18 protein-coding genes are annotated in these 18,261 nt (G+C 73.8%); 11 read left to right on the top strand and 7 right to left on the bottom strand.

The genetic code is table 11. The features are described 5' to 3' along the window. Positions 1-96: 96 nt before the first annotated feature. Genes hpnC through hpnH form a run of 7 tightly spaced genes read left to right on the top strand, consistent with a single transcriptional unit; the run spans position 97 to position 8,588 of the window. The gene (gene hpnC / locus L1857_RS23260; protein WP_094008060.1) at positions 97-993 is read left to right on the top strand and encodes a squalene synthase HpnC; all 897 of its coding nucleotides are present in this window, start codon (positions 97-99) and stop codon (positions 991-993) included. After that, a complete protein-coding gene (gene hpnD, locus L1857_RS23255; RefSeq protein ID WP_116110784.1) occupies positions 990-1,850 on the top strand; it encodes a presqualene diphosphate synthase HpnD in 861 nt (286 codons plus the stop codon). The genes hpnC and hpnD overlap by 4 nt, the downstream gene beginning before the upstream one ends. Further along, positions 1,847-3,202, top strand: a complete 1,356-nt coding sequence (gene hpnE, locus L1857_RS23250; RefSeq protein WP_116110785.1) for a hydroxysqualene dehydroxylase HpnE — start codon at positions 1,847-1,849, stop codon at positions 3,200-3,202. Before hpnD ends, hpnE begins: the two co-directional genes overlap by 4 nt. Beyond that, on the top strand, positions 3,199-4,209 hold the full coding sequence (locus tag L1857_RS23245; protein ID WP_249466310.1) for a polyprenyl synthetase family protein: 1,011 nt from the start codon (positions 3,199-3,201) through the stop codon (positions 4,207-4,209). Before hpnE ends, L1857_RS23245 begins: the two co-directional genes overlap by 4 nt. Beyond that, on the top strand, positions 4,210-6,108 hold the full coding sequence (gene shc, locus L1857_RS23240; protein ID WP_116110787.1) for a squalene--hopene cyclase: 1,899 nt from the start codon (positions 4,210-4,212) through the stop codon (positions 6,106-6,108). It begins immediately after the preceding gene. After that, the gene (gene ispH / locus L1857_RS23235; protein ID WP_249466307.1) at positions 6,105-7,580 is read left to right on the top strand and encodes a 4-hydroxy-3-methylbut-2-enyl diphosphate reductase; all 1,476 of its coding nucleotides are present in this window, start codon (positions 6,105-6,107) and stop codon (positions 7,578-7,580) included. Before shc ends, ispH begins: the two co-directional genes overlap by 4 nt. A gap of 3 nt (positions 7,581-7,583) precedes the next feature. Next, positions 7,584-8,588: an adenosyl-hopene transferase HpnH gene (hpnH, locus tag L1857_RS23230; protein WP_116110789.1), complete on the top strand. Its 1,005-nt coding sequence runs from the start codon at positions 7,584-7,586 to the stop codon at positions 8,586-8,588. Between the two features lie 34 nt (positions 8,589-8,622). Here hpnH and L1857_RS23225 read toward each other — a convergent pair whose 3' ends face one another. Next, on the bottom strand, positions 8,623-9,024 hold the full coding sequence (locus L1857_RS23225; protein ID WP_116110790.1) for a hypothetical protein: 402 nt from the start codon (positions 9,022-9,024) through the stop codon (positions 8,623-8,625). A 50-nt stretch (positions 9,025-9,074) separates the two neighbouring features. Then, positions 9,075-9,722, bottom strand: a complete 648-nt coding sequence (locus tag L1857_RS23220; RefSeq protein WP_116110791.1) for an ArsR/SmtB family transcription factor — start codon at positions 9,720-9,722, stop codon at positions 9,075-9,077. Between the two features lie 91 nt (positions 9,723-9,813). On the opposite strand from L1857_RS23220, the gene L1857_RS23215 reads away from it, so the two are divergent. The 3 genes from L1857_RS23215 to L1857_RS23205 are packed head-to-tail and all read left to right on the top strand — an operon-like array spanning position 9,814 to position 13,163. After that, positions 9,814-10,587, top strand: a complete 774-nt coding sequence (locus L1857_RS23215; protein WP_249466304.1) for a methyltransferase domain-containing protein — start codon at positions 9,814-9,816, stop codon at positions 10,585-10,587. A 6-nt stretch (positions 10,588-10,593) separates the two neighbouring features. Then, positions 10,594-11,946 carry an MBL fold metallo-hydrolase gene (locus L1857_RS23210; protein WP_116110793.1) on the top strand — a complete coding sequence of 451 codons (1,353 nt, stop codon included), beginning with the start codon at positions 10,594-10,596 and terminating at the stop codon, positions 11,944-11,946. Next, positions 11,943-13,163 carry an MFS transporter gene (locus L1857_RS23205; RefSeq protein ID WP_249466301.1) on the top strand — a complete coding sequence of 407 codons (1,221 nt, stop codon included), beginning with the start codon at positions 11,943-11,945 and terminating at the stop codon, positions 13,161-13,163. Before L1857_RS23210 ends, L1857_RS23205 begins: the two co-directional genes overlap by 4 nt. On the opposite strand, the gene L1857_RS23200 is transcribed toward L1857_RS23205, so the two are convergent. Beyond that, on the bottom strand, positions 13,164-14,135 hold the full coding sequence (locus tag L1857_RS23200) for a quinone oxidoreductase family protein (RefSeq protein WP_162831054.1): 972 nt from the start codon (positions 14,133-14,135) through the stop codon (positions 13,164-13,166). Positions 14,136-14,211: 76 nt separating this feature from the next. On the opposite strand from L1857_RS23200, the gene L1857_RS23195 reads away from it, so the two are divergent. Continuing rightward, on the top strand, positions 14,212-14,517 hold the full coding sequence (locus L1857_RS23195) for a hypothetical protein (RefSeq protein WP_116110794.1): 306 nt from the start codon (positions 14,212-14,214) through the stop codon (positions 14,515-14,517). A 3-nt stretch (positions 14,518-14,520) separates the two neighbouring features. On the opposite strand, the gene L1857_RS23190 is transcribed toward L1857_RS23195, so the two are convergent. The 4 genes from L1857_RS23190 to L1857_RS23175 all read right to left on the bottom strand — a co-directional run bounded on the left by L1857_RS23190 (position 14,521) and on the right by L1857_RS23175 (position 18,257). After that, on the bottom strand, positions 14,521-15,435 hold the full coding sequence (locus L1857_RS23190) for an acyl-CoA desaturase (RefSeq protein ID WP_094008048.1): 915 nt from the start codon (positions 15,433-15,435) through the stop codon (positions 14,521-14,523). Between the two features lie 111 nt (positions 15,436-15,546). Further along, positions 15,547-16,524 (bottom strand): COX15/CtaA family protein, encoded by a 978-nt coding sequence (locus tag L1857_RS23185; protein ID WP_094008047.1) that lies wholly within the window; start codon positions 16,522-16,524, stop codon positions 15,547-15,549. 15 nt (positions 16,525-16,539) lie between these two features. Then, a complete protein-coding gene (locus L1857_RS23180; RefSeq protein WP_094008085.1) occupies positions 16,540-17,265 on the bottom strand; it encodes an ABC transporter permease in 726 nt (241 codons plus the stop codon). A gap of 65 nt (positions 17,266-17,330) precedes the next feature. Next, positions 17,331-18,257 (bottom strand): ABC transporter ATP-binding protein, encoded by a 927-nt coding sequence (locus L1857_RS23175; RefSeq protein WP_094008046.1) that lies wholly within the window; start codon positions 18,255-18,257, stop codon positions 17,331-17,333. Between the last annotated feature and the right edge of the window lie 4 nt (positions 18,258-18,261).

The raw sequence follows: 18,261 nt of genomic DNA, 5'->3' as shown, positions 1-18,261 counted from the left end.
TCCGGGTCAATACTGTCAGCTCGTGACAACCGGGGCTTCTTCATTTTTGTTTCCGGTGCGAAGAATTCGCGGCGGCCGCCGAGTGATTATGAGGCGATGGCTCCCGCACCCCCAGGTCCCGGCACGGTCGGCGACCGCGCGCTGCGCGAAAAGGAACACGCCGAGAACTTTCCCGTGGCGCTGCGGATACTTCCCCGTGACCTGCGCGCGGACCTGGTGGCGGTGTACGACGTCGCGCGTGTCATCGACGATCTGGGGGACGAGTCGGCAGCCGCGGATCGCACGCCCGGGTTATTGCGATTCCAGCGCGATCTGGAACGCGCCTTCCGGGGGGATCAACCACACGAACGGGTATTACGTGATCTTCTTCCCGCGATTCGGCGCCGGGATCTGGAACTCGACCCGTTCAATCGCCTGGTGCGGGCGAATCTCCAGGACCAGCGTGTCGCCACGTACGCCACCCAGGCCGAGCTGGAGGACTACTGCGTGCTCTCGGCCGATCCGGTCGGCCGGATCGTGCTGCGCGTCTTCGGGGTGCGCGACCCCGCCGCCGAGCGGCTCTCGGACCGGGTGTGCACCGCGCTCCAGCTGATCGAGCACTGCCAGGACGTCGCCGAGGACCGCCGCAACGGGCGGGTCTACCTGCCGCAGGCGGACCTGGCCGCGTTCGGGGCCACGGAGGCCGACCTGGACGCGCCCACGACGAGCCGTCCGGTGCGCCTGGCCGTGGCCGCGCAGACCGCCCGCGCGCTGGACCTGCTCACCGAGGGCGCGGCCCTGCTGGACCGCCTGCACGGCTGGGCGCGGCTCGCCGTCGCGGGCTACATCGCCGGGGGCCTGGCCACCCTCGACGCGCTGCGCCGGGCACGCTGGGACGTCCTGGCCGGCACCCCGCGCCCCCGCAAGACCGACGTCCTGGCGCACCTGATCGCTCTGCTGGTGCGCCCGGCCGCCCATGTCCGCCGGATCCGGGAAGGTGGTCGGTTGTCATGACGGCACCCACGATCGAACAGGCCTACGCCACCTGCGAGGACATCACCAGGACGGAGGCCCGCAACTTCTACTGGGGCATCCGGCTGCTGACCCGGCAGCGCCGCTCGGCGCTGTGCGCGGTGTACGCGCTCGCCCGGCGCGTCGACGACATCGGCGACGGCGACCTGCCGGTCGAGGAGAAGGCCGCGCGGCTGGAGACGGTGCGCAAGGAGCTGGCCGCGCTGGACCGCAGCACCGATCCGGTCATGGTCGCGGTCGCCGACGCCGCCCGCCGCTACCCGGTGCCGCTGGAGGCGTTCGAGGAGCTGCTCGACGGCGTCTGGATGGACATCGAGGGCCGCCGCTACGGCACGTTCGACGAGCTGACCGAGTACTGCCGGTGCGTGGCCGGGTCGATCGGACGGCTGTGCCTGGGCGTGTTCGGGCACCGGCCGCACCCGCGGGCCGCCCACTATGCCGACGCGCTGGGCATCGCCCTGCAGCAGACCAACATCCTGCGCGACATCCGCGAGGACCTCCTCAACGGCCGGATCTACCTGCCGGAGGAGGACCTGGACGCGTTCGGGGTCGACCTGCGGATCGACCACGGCGCGCTGGCCGACCCGGACGGCGGCCTGGCGAACCTGATCCGGCACAGCGCCGCCCGCGCCCGCGAGTGGTACGCCGACGGTCTGCGTCTGGGCCCGCTGCTGGACCGCCGCAGCGGCGCGTGCTGCCTGGCGATGGCCGGCATCTACCGGCAGCTGCTGGAACGGATCGCCGAGCAGCCGTCGGCGGTGTACGACAAGCGGCTGTCGCTGTCCGGGCGGGAGAAGCTGGGCGTGGCGGTCCGCGCCCTGGGCGGGCGGGCGGCATGAGGCAGCGGGTCGCGGTCGTCGGTGGTGGTCTCGCCGGGATCACCGCGGCCCTGCGCTGCGCCGACGCCGGGCACGAGGTGACGCTGCTGGAGTCGCGCGGCCTGCTGGGCGGCCTGACGCACTCGTTCACCCGCGACGGCCTGCACGTCGACAACGGGCAGCACGTGTTCCTCCGCTGCTGCACCGCCTACCTGGGTTTCCTGCGGCGGCTCGGCGTGACCGACCGCGTGCACCTCCAGCCGCGCCTGGAAATCCCGGTGCACTCGCCGCGGCTGCGCCGCCCGGTGTGGCTGCGCCGCAACCCGCTGCCCGCGCCGCTGCACCTCGCGGACTCGGTGCTGCGCTACACCCCGCTCGGCCTCGGCGACCGGATGCGCTTCGCCGGTGCCGCCCTCGCGCTGAAGTCGGTCGACCCGGCCGCGCCCAGCTCCGACCGGCGCACCTTCGGCGAGTGGCTCAAGGCGCACGGGCAGAGCCGCGACGCGATCACGAAACTGTGGGACCTGGTGGGCATCGCGACGCTGAACGCCCCCGCGGAGCAGGCGTCGCTGGGCCTGGCCGCGACCGTGTTCCAGGTGGGCCTGCTGACCGACGCCGGCGCCGCCGACATCGGCTGGGCCACCGTGCCGCTGCGCAAGCTGCACGGCGAGCCCGCGCTGGCCCGGCTGACCGAGGCCGGCGCGACCGTCCGCCTCAACACGAAGGTGACCGGGCTGTCCCGCGCGGACGGCGCCTGGCGCGTCGAGGCCGGCGAGCCGGTGGAGGCCGACCAGGTCGTGCTGGCCGTGCCGCCGCCGGTCGCCGCGAAACTGCTGCCCGAAGGCGCGGTCCCGCTGCCGCCGGACTTCGCGGACGCACTGGGCAGCTCGCCGATCGTCAACGCCCACGTCGTGTTCGACCGCCCGGTCACCGGCCAGGCGTTCTTCGCCGTCGTCGACTCACCCCTGCAGTGGGTGTTCGACCGCACCGCCTCCGCCGGCCTGGCCCGCGGCCAGTACCTGGCGATCTCGCTGTCCGCGGCCACCGAGGAGATCGAGCTGCCGGTGCGGGTGCTGCGCGACCGCCTGCTGCCCGCGCTGCGCGCGGTGCTGCCCGCCGCTCGGGAGGCCGAGGTCCTCGACTTCTTCGTGACCCGTGAGCGGCACGCCACGTTCGCTCCCGCGCCGGGCAGCGCGGGACTGCGCCCGCCCGCCCGCACCCGCGCCCCGGGGCTGGTCCTGGCCGGCGCGTGGACCGCCACCGGCTGGCCGGCGACCATGGAGGGCGCCGTGCGCAGCGGTGAGGCGGCCGCCCAAGCCGTACTCGGCACCTCCGCGGAGGTGCCGGGCCGATCGGAAGGGATACCCGCATGACCGCTGTACTCGATTCCCTGCAGCAGGGCAGGCAGGCCGTCCTGCCCGCGATGCGGGCCGCCGTCGACCGGCTCGACCCGGCCAGCCGCGCCATCGCCTACTACCACCTCGGCTGGACCGATCTGGACGGCAACCCGACCTCCGGCGGCGGCAAGGCCGTGCGCCCGGCGCTGGCGCTGCTGTCCGCGGAGGCCGCGGGCGCGCCGCCGGCCACCGGGCTGCCCGGCGCGGTCGCGGTGGAGCTGGTGCACAACTTCTCGCTGCTGCACGACGACCTGATGGACGGCGACACCGAGCGGCGGCACCGGCCGACCGTGTGGGCGGTGCGGGGCGCGGCCAGCGCGATCCTCACCGGCGACGCGATGCTCGCCCTGGCCAACGAGGTCCTGCTGGACTCCGACGGCCCGGGCGCGGTCGCGGCGGCCCGGCTGCTGGCCGAGGCGGTCGGCGAGCTCATTCGCGGCCAGGTCCTCGACGTCGCGTTCGAGCAGCGCGACGACGTCACCCTCGACGAGTGCCTGGACATGGCCGGCGGCAAGACCGGCGCGCTGCTGTCCGCCAGCGCGGCGATCGGCGCGGTGCTCGCCTGCGCGCCGCAGCGCACCGTCAGCGCGCTCGCCGGGTTCGGCGCCGACCTGGGCCTGGCGTTCCAGCTGGTGGACGACGTGCTCGGGATCTGGGGCGAGTCGTCGGTGACCGGCAAACCGGTGCACTCCGACCTGCGGGCCCGCAAGAAGAGCCTGCCGGTCACCTACGCGATCACCCACGGCGGCGCGCCCGGCCGGGAGCTGGCCGCGTGGCTGACCGGCGGTGACGTCGCCGACGACGAGTCCGTGCGCCGCGCGGCCGATCTGGTCGACCTGGCCGGTGGGCGCGCGTGGGCGCTGGAGGAAGCCCACCGCCGGATGGCGGCGGGACAGCGCAAGCTCGAGGACGCCGAGGTCCCGGGACGGGTGCGCGAGGAGCTGCTGGCCCTCGCGCGGTTCATCGTGACCAGGGAGGCCTGAATGACGCAGACCGCTGATCCGGCAACCAGATCCGCCGCCGGCGCCGCCGAGGCGCTGGACCGCGCCGTGGCCCACCTCAAGGGCCTGCAGCGCGACGGCGGCTGGTGGAAGGGCGAGCTGCAGACCAACGTCACCATGGACGCCGAGGACCTGCTGATGCGGGAGTTCCTCGGCATCCGCACCGCACGCGAGACCGAGGAGGCCGCCCGCTGGATCCGCTCGCAGCAGCGCGCGGACGGCACCTGGGCCACCTTCCACGGCGGCCCCGGCGACCTGTCCACGACGCTGGAGGCGTGGGTCGCGCTGCGGCTGGCCGGGGACTCCCCGGACGAGCCGCACATGCGCCGGGCCGCCGAGTTCGTCCGCGCCGGTGGCGGGGTCGAGGCCAGCCGCGTGTTCACCCGGATCTGGCTGGCGCTGTTCGGGCTCTGGTCCTGGGACGACCTGCCGAACATGCCGCCGGAGCTGGTGCTGCTGCCCTCGTGGGTGCCGCTCAACGTCTACGACTGGGCCTGCTGGGCGCGCCAGACCGTGGTGCCGCTGACCGTGGTCAGCACGCTGCGCCCGGTCCGCCCGCTGCCGTTCGGCATCGACGAGCTGCGCACCGGGGTCAAGCGCGGCGGGCTGGTCGCGCCGTGGACCTGGTCGGGCGCCTTCCACTACCTGGACAAGGCGCTGCACGCCTACGCGAAGGTCGCGGTCAAGCCGGTGCGCGAGTTCGCGATGCGGCAGGCCGCGGAGTGGATCCTGGCCCGCCAGGAGGCCGACGGCGGATGGGGCGGCATCCAGCCCCCGTGGGTGTACTCGCTGCTCGCGCTGCACCTGCTCGGCTACTCGCTGGACCACCCGGCGATGCGCGCCGGCCTGGCCGGCCTGGAGGGGTTCCTGATCCGCGAGGAGACGCCCGAGGGCACGGTGCGGCGGCTGGAGGCGTGCCAGTCCCCGGTGTGGGACACCGCGCTGGCGATCACCGCGCTGCTCGACGCGGGCGCGCCGGGCGACGACCCGCACGTGCTCAAGGCCGTCGACTGGATGCTCGGCGAGGAGATCACGGTGCGCGGCGACTGGGCGGTGCGGCGGCCGGACCTCGACCCGGGCGGGTGGGCGTTCGAGTTCGCCAACGACCTCTACCCGGACACCGACGACACCGCCGAGGTCGTGCTCGGCCTGCGCCGTGTCGCGCACCCGGACCGGGAGCGGCTCGGCAAAGCCCTGGACCGGGCCGTGAAGTGGGTGACCGGCATGCAGTCGCGCGACGGCGGCTGGGGCGCGTTCGACGCCGACAACACCCAGGAGCTGACCACCAAGCTGCCGTTCTGCGACTTCGGCGCGGTGATCGACCCGCCGTCCGCGGACGTCACCGCGCACGTGGTCGAGATGCTCGCCAAGGAGGGCCGGGCGGGCAGCCGTGAATGCCGGCGCGGTGTGAAGTGGCTGCTGGACCACCAGGAGCCCGACGGGTCGTGGTTCGGCCGCTGGGGCGCCAACTACGTGTACGGCACCGGGGCCGTCGTGCCCGCGCTCGTCGAGGCCGGGGTGCCGGCGTCGGCCACCGCCATCCGGCGGGCGGTGCGGTGGCTGGCCGAGCACCAGAACGCCGACGGCGGCTGGGGTGAGGACCTGCGCTCCTACCGCGACCCGTCGTGGGCCGGGCGCGGCGAGTCGACCGCCTCGCAGACCGCGTGGGCGTTGCTGGCGCTGCTCGCGGCGGGGGAGCGGGACTCCGAGGTGACCGCGCGCGGCGTGCGGTGGCTGGCGGAAACCCAGCGCGAAGACGGCACCTGGGACGAGCCGCAGTTCACCGGCACCGGCTTCCCCGGCGACTTCTACATCAACTACCACCTGTACCGGCTGGTGTTCCCGGTGACCGCGCTCGGCCGGTACCTGGGCCGGTCATGACCGGGGTCGTGGTCGCGCCCCTGCGCGTCGAGGCCTCGGCACTGCGGACGCCGGGCCTGGTGGTGCTGCGCGGCGGGATGGGCCCGCGCCGCGCGGCGGAGTCGGCGCAGCGGCTGGCCGCGGCCGGTCGGCCGGTCCTGGTCGCCGGGGTCGGCGGGGCGCTCGTGCCCGACGTGCGGCCGGGCGACCTGGTGGTGGCGACCGAGATCGACGGCCCGGACGGGCGGGTGCCGCTGCCGTCGGCGCCGATGCTCGCCGGTGCGCTGCGCCGGCTCGGCCTGACCGTCCACCTCGGACCCATCGCGTCATCTCCGTCCGTCGTGGACGGTGCGGAACGGGCTCGCTTCGCGCGCGACGGGGCACTCGCCGTCGACATGGAGTCGTCGGAGTTCGCCGCGCTGCCCGGCCCGGTCGCCGTGGTCCGGGCCATCGTGGACACCCCGGAGCAGCCGCTGTGGCGGCCGGGCACGGTGCTGCGCGGCCTCAGCGGCCTGCGGTCGCTGCGGGCGGCGGTCCCGGCGCTGCGCGAGTGGTGCGAGGCCGCGGGGGAGGGCGAGCTGCTGCTCGCCAGCCCGCGGTCGTTCTGCGCCGGGGTGGAACGCGCCATCGAGATCGTCGAGCGGGCGCTGGAGCGGTACGGCGCGCCGGTCTACGTGCGCCGCCAGGTGGTGCACAACGCGCACGTGGTGCGACGGCTGGAGGCGCTGGGCGCGGTGTTCGTGCAGGAGGTCGAACAGGTGCCGCGCGGCGCCACGGCCGTCCTGGCCGCGCACGGTGTCGCCCCCGCCGTCCGTGTGGCGGCGCAGGCGCGGGACCTGCGCGTGATCGACGCGACCTGCCCGCTCGTGATGAAGGTGCACACCGAGGTCAAGCGCTACACCGGGCGCGGCGACACGGTGTTCCTGATCGGGCACGCCGACCACGAAGAGGTCGAGGGCACGGTCGGGGAGGCGCCGGAGCGGATCGTGGTGGTCGAGGACGCCGAGGCGGCCGCGCACGTGCGGGCGCCCGACGGCAGCCGGGTGGCCTACGCGATGCAGACCACGCTGGCCGTCGACGAGGCGGAGGAGATCGTCGCGGTGCTGCGCTCGCGGTTCCCCGCGATCGAGGGGCCGCGGCGCGACGACATCTGTTACGCCACCACGAACCGCCAGCGCGCGGTGACGGCGGTGGCGGGGGAGGCGGACCTCGTCCTCGTGGTCGGCTCGGCGAACTCGTCCAACTCGCTGCGCCTGGTCGAGGTGGCGCGACGGCGGGGGACACGCGCCCGGCTCGTCGACGACGTGTCCGAAGTGGACCTGCGCTGGCTGGCCGGCGCGACGCGGATCGGGATCACCGCGGGCGCCTCGGCCCCACCGGACCTGGTGGCCGAGCTGGTGCGGTGCCTGGGCGGGCTCGGGCGCACGCGCGTGACCGAGACCGTGCAGGCGGATGAGGACGTGGTTTTCACACTACCCCGGGAGGTGAGCTAGACCATGGCGATGCCGTTACGCCAGTCGATCCGGCTGGGCGCGTTCCTGGCCAAGCAGAAGCTGCTGCGCAAGGAGAAGTACGCGATCCTGGTCGAGCTGGAACCGTTGTTCGCGTGCAACCTCAAGTGCGGTGGCTGCGGGAAGATCCAGCAGCCGGCGCACCTGCTGAAGCAGCGGATGCCGGTGCAGCAGGCCGTGGGCGCCGTGGAGGAGAGCGGCGCGCCGATGGTGTCCATCGCCGGTGGTGAGCCGCTGATGCACCCGCAGATCCACGAGATCACCCGGATCCTGCTGGAGCGCAACAAGATTGTGTTCCTGTGCACGAACGCGCTGCTGCTGCCCAAGCACATCCACAAGTTCAAGCCGCACCGCAACTTCACCTGGATGGTCCACATCGACGGGCTCGAGGAGAAGCACGACGCGTCGGTGCGCAAGGAGGGCGGCTTCCAGGCCGCCGTCGAGGCGATCCAGCTGGCGAAGTCCCAGGGCTTCAAGGTGATGACGAACACGACGTTCTTCAACACCGACACCCCGCAGGACGTCATCGACGTGCTGGACTACCTCAACGACGTGGTCAAGGTCGACAACATGCAGCTGTCGCCGGGGTACGCCTACGAAAAGGCCCCGGATCAGGAGATCTTCCTGGGTGTGCAGCAGACGCGGGAACTGTTCAAGAAGGCCTTCGCCGACGGGCGCCGCAAGAAGTGGCGGCTCAACCACTCGCCGGTGTTCCTCGACTTCATCGAGGGCAAGCGGGACCTGGAGTGCACCCCGTGGGGGATCCCGTCCTACTCGCTGCTGGGCTGGCAGCGGCCGTGCTACCTGCTCGACGACGGCTACGCCAAGACCTGGCGGGAGCTTATCGAGGAGACGGAGTGGGACAAGTTCGGCCGCGGCAAGGACCCGAGGTGCGCCAACTGCATGGCGCACTGCGGCTACGAGCCGACGGCCGTGATCGCGACGACGAGCAGCCTGAAGGAGACCATCCGCGCCGCCGTGAGCGTGTGAGCCGCAGGCCCCGCCTCCTCGCCCGGAGGCGGGGTCAGCTCTCGAAGAACTGGTGGTCCACGGCGATGCGCCCGTCCGCGGCGAGCGTCAGGATCTCCAGCCCGGTGCTGCGCACCTGCCCGCTGCCGTCGACGAGCTCCCAGTTGAACTTGACGGTGTCACCGAGGCGGTCGGTGTTCCCGCGGGCTCGGAGCGTGACACCGGCCGGGGCGAGGAAGTCCTCGTGCCCGCGGCGCACCCGCTCCTCGATGGTGGCGTAGCCCCGCGCGGCCAGGACCGCGTCCGCGAAGCCGAGGGCGGCCGCCCGGTCCCGCATCTCCCGGGGCGGCTGCAGCAGGTGCACGCCGTCCTCGGGCCACAGCAGCTCGATCGCCTTCCGGCGCGCACTCGCGTCGGTTTCGTTCCACAGCGCGACGTAGCGTTCCACCAAATCCATGGCGGAAGCCTCGCCGGAGCCGGGGCATGCCGGCAATTCCCGCCGGGGTATCAGCCCCGGGCCGCGGCCCACTCCGGGTAGCCGTCCTCCAGGCGCGCCGCCCGCCGGCCCGCCGCGGTCAGCAGCCGGACCGCGTCGTCGGCGTAGACGCAGTACGGGCCACGGCAGTAGGCGACGACCTGGGTGCCGTCCGGGACCTCGGTCAGCCGCGCGCGCAGCTCGGTGATCGGGATCGACACCGCACCCGGGATGTGGCCGGCCGCGTACTCCGGGGCGGGGCGGACGTCGAGCGCCACCACGTCCCCGTCGCGGAGCTGCCGGTCCAGCTCGTCGCGCGTGATGGTGTCCAGGCCGCGGCGGTCGCCGACGTAGTCCTCGGCGAGCCGGGCCAGGCCCTCGACGTGCTGCTCGGCCGCGGCGCGCATCGCCAGCCACAACCGCGCCACGGCGGCGCCGGCCAGCGAGTAGAACACCCGGGTGCCCTCCCGGCGGGCCCGCACCAGGCCGGACCGCAGCAGCCGCTGCAGGTGCTGCGAGGTGTTGGCCACCGACTGGCCGATCTCGGCGGCGAGCTCGTCGACCGGCCGCTCGCCCTGGACGAGCACGTCGACCAGCTCCGCGCGCCGGCCGCTGGCGAGCGCCTTCGCGGTTTCGGCCAGCGCGTCGTACAGCTCGGTCTTCGCGGTGCGGTCACCCATGCGGAGCAGGATATTCAAGAGAAGTCTTGACAAGCAACCCGGTCCGGGGCTGTTATTCAAGAAGTCACTTGACAAAGCGCGGAGGTGCGCGATGACCGCGAGCGTGGACACCCAGGCCCTGGAGACCCAGGTCAAGCGGATGTACGAGCAGGTCGCGACGGAGCCGGGCGCGGGGTTCCACTTCGAGCTGGGGCGCGGGGTCGCGATCCGGGCCGGCTACGACCCCGCGATGCTCGACGCGATCCCGGCGCCCGCGGTCGAGTCGTTCGCCGGGGTCGGGTTCTTCTTCGACCTCGCCGCTCTGGCCCCGGGGGAGACCGTGGTCGACCTCGGCAGCGGGTCGGGCATGGACGCCTTCTACGCCGCCGCCCTCACCGGCCCGGCCGGGCACGTGACCGGCGTCGACTTCACCCCCGCGCAGCTGGCCAAGGCCCGCCGCCTGGCCGCCGGAACGGGCGCCCCGACGCTGGAGTTCGTGGACGCGCGCATCGAGCACCTGCCGCTGGCGGACGGCAGCGCCGACTGCGTGATCTCCAACGGCGTGATCAACCTGTGCCCCGACAAGGCAGCCGTCTTCGCCGAGGCCGCCCGCGTGCTGCGGCCGGGCGGGCGCCTGGCCGTCGCCGACATCGTCAGCGAGCAGCCGCTGCCGGAATCCGTGGTGTGCAACGCCGACCTGTGGGCCTCCTGCATCGGCGGCGCGGCCCCGCAGGACCACTACCGCGCCGCGATCACCGCCGCCGGCCTGATCGTCCACTGTGTCCGGGACAACGACTACGCGTTCATCTCCGACCGGGCGCGCACCGCCAGCGCGAGCTACGGCGTGCACAGCGTGTCCGTCCTCGCCACCAAACCGCGGCGGTGAACTACCGTGTCCACTGTGGACGTGGTGCCGCTCGTGGACGAGGGGCTCGGCAACTCCGCCTACCTGGTGGACCTCGGCGACGGCCGGGCGCTGGTCGTCGACGTGAGCCTCGACCTGCGGGCCGCCCGGCACGCGGCCGGCCGCCGCGGTCTGCGGCTCGCCTTCGCCGCCGACACCCACCTGCACGCCGACTTCGTCTCCGGCGCCCGGCAGCTCGCGGTCACCGACGGCGCACGCGTGCTGGCCTCCGCGGCCGGGCACCGCGAGTACACCCACGACGGGCTGCACGACGGGGACGAGACCGATCTCGGCGGGCTGCGCCTGCGTGCCCTCTTCACCCCGGGCCACACCCACGAGCACCTGTCGTTCCTCCTGCTCGACGGCGACGCCCCGGTGGGTGTGTTCACCGGCGGCTCCCTGATCGTCGGGGCCGCCGCCCGCACCGACCTGGTGGACCCGGCCCGGACCGGCGAGCTGGCCCGCCACCAGTACGCCTCCCTGCGGCGGCTGGCGACCCTGCCGGACGAGGTCGCGGTGTGGCCCACCCACGGCGCCGGCTCGTTCTGCTCCGCGCCACCGGGAGCGCGGCGCACCAGCACGATCGGCACCGAGAAAGCGACGAACACGTTGCTCCGCGCCGAGAACGAGGACGCCTTCGCCGCCGCGCTGCTGGAATCGCTGGGCAGCTTCCCGTCCTACTTCCGCGAACTGGCCGACACCAACCGCCGCGGCGTGGTCCTCCCCGGCGATCCCACCCTGCCCCGGCTCGACGTGGACCGGGTACGCGCGTTGTGCGCCGGCGGCGCGGTGGTGGTCGACGCCCGCCCCGCCGCCGACTTCGCCGCCGGTCACCTCCCGGGCGCGCTGTCGAACCCGCTGCGCCCGGCGTTCGCGTCCTGGCTCGGCTGGCTCGTGCCGTCCGGACGGCCGATCGTCGTGGTGCGCGGGGCGGACCAGGACCCGGCCGAGATCGCCTGGCAGGCGGTCAAGATCGGCCGCACCGACCTGGCCGGCGAACTGCACGGCGGGCTCGACGCGTGGACCGCCGCCGGGCACCCGGTGCGGCGCACCCCGGTCGTGAGCCCCGCCGGAATCGGCCGGCGGCCGGTGCTCGACGTGCGCCAGGACGGCGAGTTCGCCGCCGGCCACCTGCCCGGCGCCCGGCACCGCGAGCTGGGCAGCCTCGACCCGCGCGAACTCCCCAAGGAACCCCTGGTCGTGATGTGCGGGCACGGCGAGCGCGCGATGAGCGCCGCCAGCCTCCTCGAACAGGCCGGCCACCGGGAGGTCGCGGTGCTGACGGGCGGCCCCGCCGACTGGGCCCGCGCGACCGGGAACCCGCTGGTGACCGGCACGTGACGGTCCGGCTGGGCTTGCGCGCCAACCTGGCCCAGTTCACCCTGCTGGTCGCGGTCAACGCGCTGGTCGGCGGCGTGCTGGGCCAGGAACGGACCGTGCTGCCGCTGCTCGCGGGCCCGGTGTTCGGCCTGACCGGCTACACCGTCCTGCTCACCTACGTGCTCGCGTTCGGCCTCACCAAGGCCGCCGCCAACTACCTCGCCGGCACCCTGTCCGACCGCTACGGGCGCAAACCCGTGCTGCTGGCCGGGTGGCTGATCGCCGTGCCGGTGCCGGTGCCGGCGCTGCTCGCCCTCGCCCCGGACTGGGGCTGGATCGTCGCCGCCAACGTGCTGCTCGGCCTCAGCCAGGGCCTGACCTGGTCCACCACCGTCATCATGAAGATCGACCTCGCCGGGCCGCGGCGGCGCGGCCTCGCGATGGGGCTCAACGAGGCCGCCGGGTACGGCGCGCTGGCGATCACCGCGGCCGCCACCGGCTACCTCGCCGCGCGCTACGGCCTGCGCCCCGCCCCGTTCCTCCTCGGGGCGGCCTACGTCGCGCTCGGCCTGGGCCTGACCGCGGCGTGCGTGCGGGAGACCCGCGGCCACGCCCGGTCCGAATCCCACCCCGCCACCGCCGGCCTGAGCGGCTGGGCCGTGTTCGCCCGCACCAGCGTGCGCGACCGCGCGCTGTCCACGGCCAGCCAGGCCGGGCTGGTCAACAACCTCAACGACGGCCTCGCCATGGGCCTGTTCCCCGTCCTGTTCGTCACCACCGGGCTGTCGGTGGCCGGTGCCGGCGTGCTCGCCGCGCTCTACCCCGCGGTCTGGGGCGCCGGCCAGCTCGTCACCGGCCCGCTGTCCGACCGGTGGGGCCGCAAGCACCTGATCACCGCGGGCATGCTGGTGCAGGCCGCCGCGCTCGGCCTGACCGCCCTCGGCAGCGGGTTCGGAGTGTGGGCGGTGGCGATGGTGCTGCTCGGGGCCGGCACCGCGATGGTCTACCCGACGCTGCTCGCGGTGGTCGGCGACGTCGCGCACCCGGCGTGGCGGGCCCGCGCGGTCGGCGTCTACCGGCTCTGGCGGGACAGCGGATTCGCCGTGGGGGCGGTGGTGTCCGGGCTCGCCGCCGACCTGTGGGGGCTGCGGGCGGCGGTGGCGGTCGTCGCCGCGCTCACCGCCGCCTCCGGGATCGCGGTCGCGATCCGCCTGCCCGAGACCCTCAGCCGGAGCTGACTACGGGATCAGCAGCACCTTGCCGGTCGTGCGGCGGCCCTGCAGGTCCTCGTGCGCCTTGGCGGCCTCGGCCAGCGGGTACTTCGCCCCGACCCGGACCTTCAGAGCCCCGGAGGTGACCGCCTCGAACAGCTCACCCGTGCGCCACTCCAGCTCCTCGCGCGTGCGCACGTAGTGGGCCGACGTCGGGCGCGTCAGGTACAGCGAGCCGGCCGGGTTCAGCCGCTGCGGGTCGAACGGCGGCACCGGCCCGCTCGCCGCCCCGAACAGCACCAGGAAACCACGCACCCGCAGGCTCGCCAGGCTGCCCTCGAACGTGGACTTGCCGACCCCGTCGTACACCGCGGCCACACCCTCGCCGCCGGTCAGCCTCCGGACCTCCTCGGCGAAGTCGACCTGGTCGTACCGGATCACCTCGTCGGCACCGGCCTCGCGGGCCAGCGCCGCCTTCTCCTCGGTCGACACCGTGCCGATCACCCGCGCGCCCCGGGCCTTCGCCAGCTGCGTCAGCAGCAGCCCGACGCCACCCGCGGCCGCGTGCAGCAGGATCGTGTCGCCGTCCTTGACCTCGTAGGTCGACCGCACCAGGTAGTGCGCGGTGACGCCCTGCAGCATGGTCGCGGCAGCCGTCTCCAGCGAGACGCCCTCGGGGACCGGCACCGCGGCGCTCGCCGGGATCCGGGCCTGCTGCGCGTAACCGCCGAGCACGCCCTGCCAGGCCACCCGGTCGCCGGCCGTGAAGCCCGAGACGCCCTCACCGACCGCGGCGACCGTCCCCGCGCCCTCCATGCCCAGCGTCGCGGGCAGGTCGATCTTGTAGAGCCCGCTGCGCTGGTAGGTGTCGATGTAGTTCACGCCCGCGGCGGCGACGTCGACCAGCAGCTCGCCCGGTCCGGGATCGCCGATCCCGACGTCACCGGTCTCCAGCACCTCGGGTCCGCCGGTCCGCCGAATCTGCACTGCCGTGGGCATCCGTGTCTCCTCCTGACGTGGTCTGGTTCACCTCGCACAACCGCGTGGGCCGCGGGATCTTCCCTAAGATGCCGACATGGCTGAAGAGACCGAGGCACCGGCGCCCACCGCCAAGCAGCTCACGACCGCCCGCCGGTTCGTCGCCGAGCACGGCAAGCCGGCGAAGGCCGTCGTGGAGAACATCGGCCGCGCCGGCGCCCGCGTGGTGCTCGTCGGCCAGGACGGCGCGATGGGTGACATCGTCGTCCCGGCCGTGGAAACCGGGCAGAAGCTCGTCGAGGCCGTGGAGGACCTGGAACCGGCCGAGTGGGACGCCGAGACCGTCAACTCCACGCAGATCGGGCCCGGCCACCGTCGCCGGATGGCCGGGCACGCCCTGTAGGAACTAGGAAGCGGGTTCGAGCCGCTTCGCGGCGAGGCGCTCGGCGCGCGGCCACCGCACGTCGTGCGCCCAGCCCAGCTTCTCGAAGATCCAGATCAGCCGCGCCGACACGTCCACCTGCCCGCGCAGCACCCCGTGCCGGGCGCAGGTCGGGTCCGCGTGGTGCGAGTTGTGCCACGACTCGCCCATCGACAGGATCGCCAGCGGCCAGAAGTTCGCCGCCTTGTCCCGGCTGGCGAACGGCCGGTCGCCGATCATGTGGCAGATCGAGTTGACCGACCACGTCACGTGGTGCAGGAACGCGATGCGCACCAGCCCGGCCCAGAAGAACGCGGTCACCGCGCCCCACCACGACCAGCTCAGCAGCCCGCCGAGCAGCGCGGGCAGGCCCAGGCTCAGCACGATCCACAGCCAGAACAGCCGGTTCACGACGCGCAGGTCGTCGTCGGCCAGCAGGTCCGGCGCGAACCGCTCGTAGTTGGTCACCTCACGCTGGAACATCCACCCCATGTGCGCGTGCCAGAAGCCGCGCAGCAGCGCCGCCGGGCTCGTGCCGAACAGCCAGGGGGAGTGCGGATCGCCCTCGCGGTCGGCGAACGCGTGGTGGCGGCGGTGGCTGGCCACCCAGAAGATGACCGACCCCTGCACGGCCATGCTGCCCGCGATCGCCATGGCGACGCGCAGCGGGCGCCCGGTCTTGAACGCGCCGTGCGTGAAGTACCGGTGGTAGCCGACCGTCACCCCGAGGGTGGCGACGACGTAGAAGAACACCGCCAAGCCCAGGTCGAGCCAGGTCAGTCCCCAGCCCCACGCCAGCGGAACGGCGGTGATCAGGGCGAGGAACGGGATCAGCAGGAAGGCTTTGAGCACGATCATCTGACCGGATGACCGGCGATGCGAGATCAGCGGTTTCGTCATGGGTGGCAGTAACCTCTCTCTCCGGCCCCACCGTACGGAGCCGTCTTGGCGAATACCCCCCTCGGGCGTTACTACCGCATGACGGGCGGCGAAAACCCGCCCCAGCCGCGGTCAGCTGCGGGCCGCGGTCAGCTCCGGCTCCCGGGGCGCCGGCCCGTCCGAGGTGACCGGCCCGCGGTCGCGGCAGCCGCACCACAGCGCCGCCGTCGCCACGATCACCAGCGCCGAGCCCAGGACGTGCAGCGACACCAGCGCCTCCGGGATGCCCAGCGCGTACTGCACCGACCCCAGCACACCCTGGGCGAGCGCGACCGCCCACACGATCGCGTACCGCCGCCACACCGCGGCCGGGGTGCCGCCGCGCATCAGCACCAGGCCGAAGACCGCGAGCACGAGCAGGTAGACCACGAGCAGGCCGCCGTGGACCTGGGCGAGGACCTCGATCGGCGCGTCCAGCCGGTGGGTCTCCGGGTCGCCGCCGTGCGGGCCCGCGCCGGTGACCGTGGTGCCGGCGACCAGGATCGCCCACAGCGCCACCACGAGGGTGACCAGCAGCTTCTTCGCCGGCGGCGGGACGAGCCAGCGGGCCGGGCGGTCGCCCTCGTTGAACGCGCGCAGCAGCAGCACCGCCAGCCACACCAGCGGGGTGGAGGCGAGGAAGTGGATCGCGACCGTCCACCATTCGAGCTTCGCGAGCACCGTGATGCCGCCGACCACGGCCTGCAGCACGACCCCGCCGGGCATCGTCCAGGCGAGCCGGACCAGCCGCTTGCGCTCCGGGTGGGCGATCTGCACGCGCCACGCGGCGAGCACCGCCAGCGCGGAGACCAGCACCACCACGACGGTGAGCAGCCGGTTGCCGAACTCGATCCACTGGTTGAGCGTGTCGAACTCGGGGTGCGCGACCGGCACCATGCTGCCCGGGAAGCACTGCGGCCAGGTGGGACAGCCCAGACCCGATCCGGTGACCCGGACGACCGATCCGGTGACCCCGATGCCGGCCTGGGCCACGATCGCGGCGACGGCGATCGCGCGCTGCACCGAGCGCGACGGGTAGGGCAGGCGGGCGATCAGGGAGGTCAGTGCCACGGCAACATCCTAGAGTTATGTCAGTTTTGTCGTTTTCGCGGCCACCGCTGCCGCCAGCACGCCCCACACGGCGAGCACGAGGACCGGGCCGGCGGTGAACTGCCCGTCGACCAGCGCGGCGCGCAGCCCCTCGGCCAGCGCCCCCGAGGGCAGCAGTTCGATGACGGTGGCGGCGGCCGGGGGCAGCGCGGACGGCGCGAGCAGGATGCCGCCCGCCAGCAGCAGCACGAACCACACGATGTTGGCCAGCGCCAGCACCGCCTCCGCGCGCAGCGAGCCGCCGAGCAGCACGCCCAGCGCGCCGAAGCTCAGCGTGCCGAGCACGAGCAGCACCACCGCTTCGGCGATGCCCGCCGCCGACGGCGTCCAGCCGAGGAACGCGGCGACCACGCCGAGCACGACGACCTGCAGCAGCACCACGACCAGCGCCGCGACGATCCGGCCCGCGACCAGCAGCCAGCGCGGGATCGCGGTGGCCGACAAGCGTTTGAGCACGCCGTAGCGGCGGTCGAAGCCGAGCGCGATCGCCTGGCCGGTGAACGCCGAGGACATGACCGCCAGCGCGAAGATCCGCGGCGTCACCCAGTCCACCTTGGACACTCCGGCGAGATCGCCCGCGGGCAGGATGTCCAGCAGCGTCAGGCCGATCAGCAGGGCCAGCGGGATGAGCAGGGTGAGCAGGATCTGCTCGCCGTGCCGCAGCGTGAGGCTGGTCTCCAGCTTCGCGTGGGTGAGCAGCATGCGCGCGCGGCGGCCGGCGCCGGGCGCGGGGGTGAAGGTGCCGGCGGGGAACCGGGCCGGTGCGGTCACGAGCGCAGCTCCCGTCCGGTCAGCTCGAGGAAGACCTCTTCCAGGTCGCGCTTGCCGACGTGCAGCTCCTCGGCCAGCACACCCTGCTGCGCGCACCACGCGGTCACCGTGGACACCACCTGCGGGTTCACCTTCCCGGACACCTGGTAGCTGCCCGGCGCGGACTCCTTGACGTGGTAGCCCTCGGGCAGCGCGGCGGACAGCAGCTCGGTGTCCAGCCCGGCGCGGGCCTTGAACCGCAGCTGCGCGGTGTCGGCGTCGTCGGCGGTCAGCGCGCTGGGCGTGCCCTCGGCGATGACCTTGCCGTGGTCGACGATCACCACGTCGTCGGCCAGCGCCTCGGCCTCCTCCATGAGGTGCGTGGTGAGCAGGACGCTGACACCGTCGGCCCGCAGCGCGCCGAGCAGCTCCCACACCAGGCGGCGGGCCTGTGGGTCCATGCCGGCGGTCGGCTCGTCGAGGAACACCAGCTCCGGCCGTCCGACCAGGGCGCAGGCCAGCGACAGGCGCTGCTGCTGGCCGCCGGACAGGCGCTTGAACGGGGTGCGGCGCGCGGGGGCGAGGCCGAGGACGTCGAGCAGCCACGCGGGGTCGAGCGGGTTGGCGGCGCAGGCGGCGACCAGGCCCAGCATCTCGCCGGCGCGGACGCCGGGGTAGGCGCCGCCGCCCTGCGGCATCACGCCGATGCGGGGGCGCAGCGCGGCGCCGTCGCGGACCGGGTCCAGGCCGAGCACGCGCACCGAGCCGGAGTCGGCGCGGCGGAAGCCTTCGCAGATCTCGACGGTGGTGGTCTTGCCGGCGCCGTTGGGGCCGAGCAGCGCGAGCAGGCGCCCGCGGTCCATCTTGAGGTCCAGGCCGTCGACCGCGGTCTTCGAGCCGTACCGCTTCACCAGCCCGGTGATCTCGACGGCAGGTGTGCTCACGACT

It is taken from the genome of Amycolatopsis thermalba (assembly GCF_023376025.1).
Classification (GTDB): domain Bacteria; phylum Actinomycetota; class Actinomycetes; order Mycobacteriales; family Pseudonocardiaceae; genus Amycolatopsis_E; species Amycolatopsis_E thermalba.
Note: the sequence above shows the minus strand (reverse complement) of the source record. Positions and strands in the feature narration are given on the sequence as shown.

Excerpts from the sequence above, each read along its gene's own strand:
- hpnC (WP_094008060.1), top strand. The coding sequence starts at position 97 with ATGGCTCCCGCACCCCCAGGTCCCGGCACGGTCGGCGACCGCGCGCTG.
- hpnD (WP_116110784.1), top strand. The coding sequence starts at position 990 with ATGACGGCACCCACGATCGAACAGGCCTACGCCACCTGCGAGGACATC.
- hpnE (WP_116110785.1), top strand. The coding sequence starts at position 1,847 with ATGAGGCAGCGGGTCGCGGTCGTCGGTGGTGGTCTCGCCGGGATCACC.
- L1857_RS23245 (WP_249466310.1), top strand. The coding sequence starts at position 3,199 with ATGACCGCTGTACTCGATTCCCTGCAGCAGGGCAGGCAGGCCGTCCTG.
- shc (WP_116110787.1), top strand. The coding sequence starts at position 4,210 with ATGACGCAGACCGCTGATCCGGCAACCAGATCCGCCGCCGGCGCCGCC.
- ispH (WP_249466307.1), top strand. The coding sequence starts at position 6,105 with ATGACCGGGGTCGTGGTCGCGCCCCTGCGCGTCGAGGCCTCGGCACTG.
- hpnH (WP_116110789.1), top strand. The coding sequence starts at position 7,584 with ATGGCGATGCCGTTACGCCAGTCGATCCGGCTGGGCGCGTTCCTGGCC.
- L1857_RS23225 (WP_116110790.1), bottom strand. The coding sequence starts at position 9,024 with ATGGATTTGGTGGAACGCTACGTCGCGCTGTGGAACGAAACCGACGCG.
- L1857_RS23220 (WP_116110791.1), bottom strand. The coding sequence starts at position 9,722 with ATGGGTGACCGCACCGCGAAGACCGAGCTGTACGACGCGCTGGCCGAA.
- L1857_RS23215 (WP_249466304.1), top strand. The coding sequence starts at position 9,814 with ATGACCGCGAGCGTGGACACCCAGGCCCTGGAGACCCAGGTCAAGCGG.
- L1857_RS23200 (WP_162831054.1), bottom strand. The coding sequence starts at position 14,135 with ATGCCCACGGCAGTGCAGATTCGGCGGACCGGCGGACCCGAGGTGCTG.
- L1857_RS23195 (WP_116110794.1), top strand. The coding sequence starts at position 14,212 with ATGGCTGAAGAGACCGAGGCACCGGCGCCCACCGCCAAGCAGCTCACG.
- L1857_RS23190 (WP_094008048.1), bottom strand. The coding sequence starts at position 15,435 with ATGACGAAACCGCTGATCTCGCATCGCCGGTCATCCGGTCAGATGATC.
- L1857_RS23180 (WP_094008085.1), bottom strand. The coding sequence starts at position 17,265 with ATGCTGCTCACCCACGCGAAGCTGGAGACCAGCCTCACGCTGCGGCAC.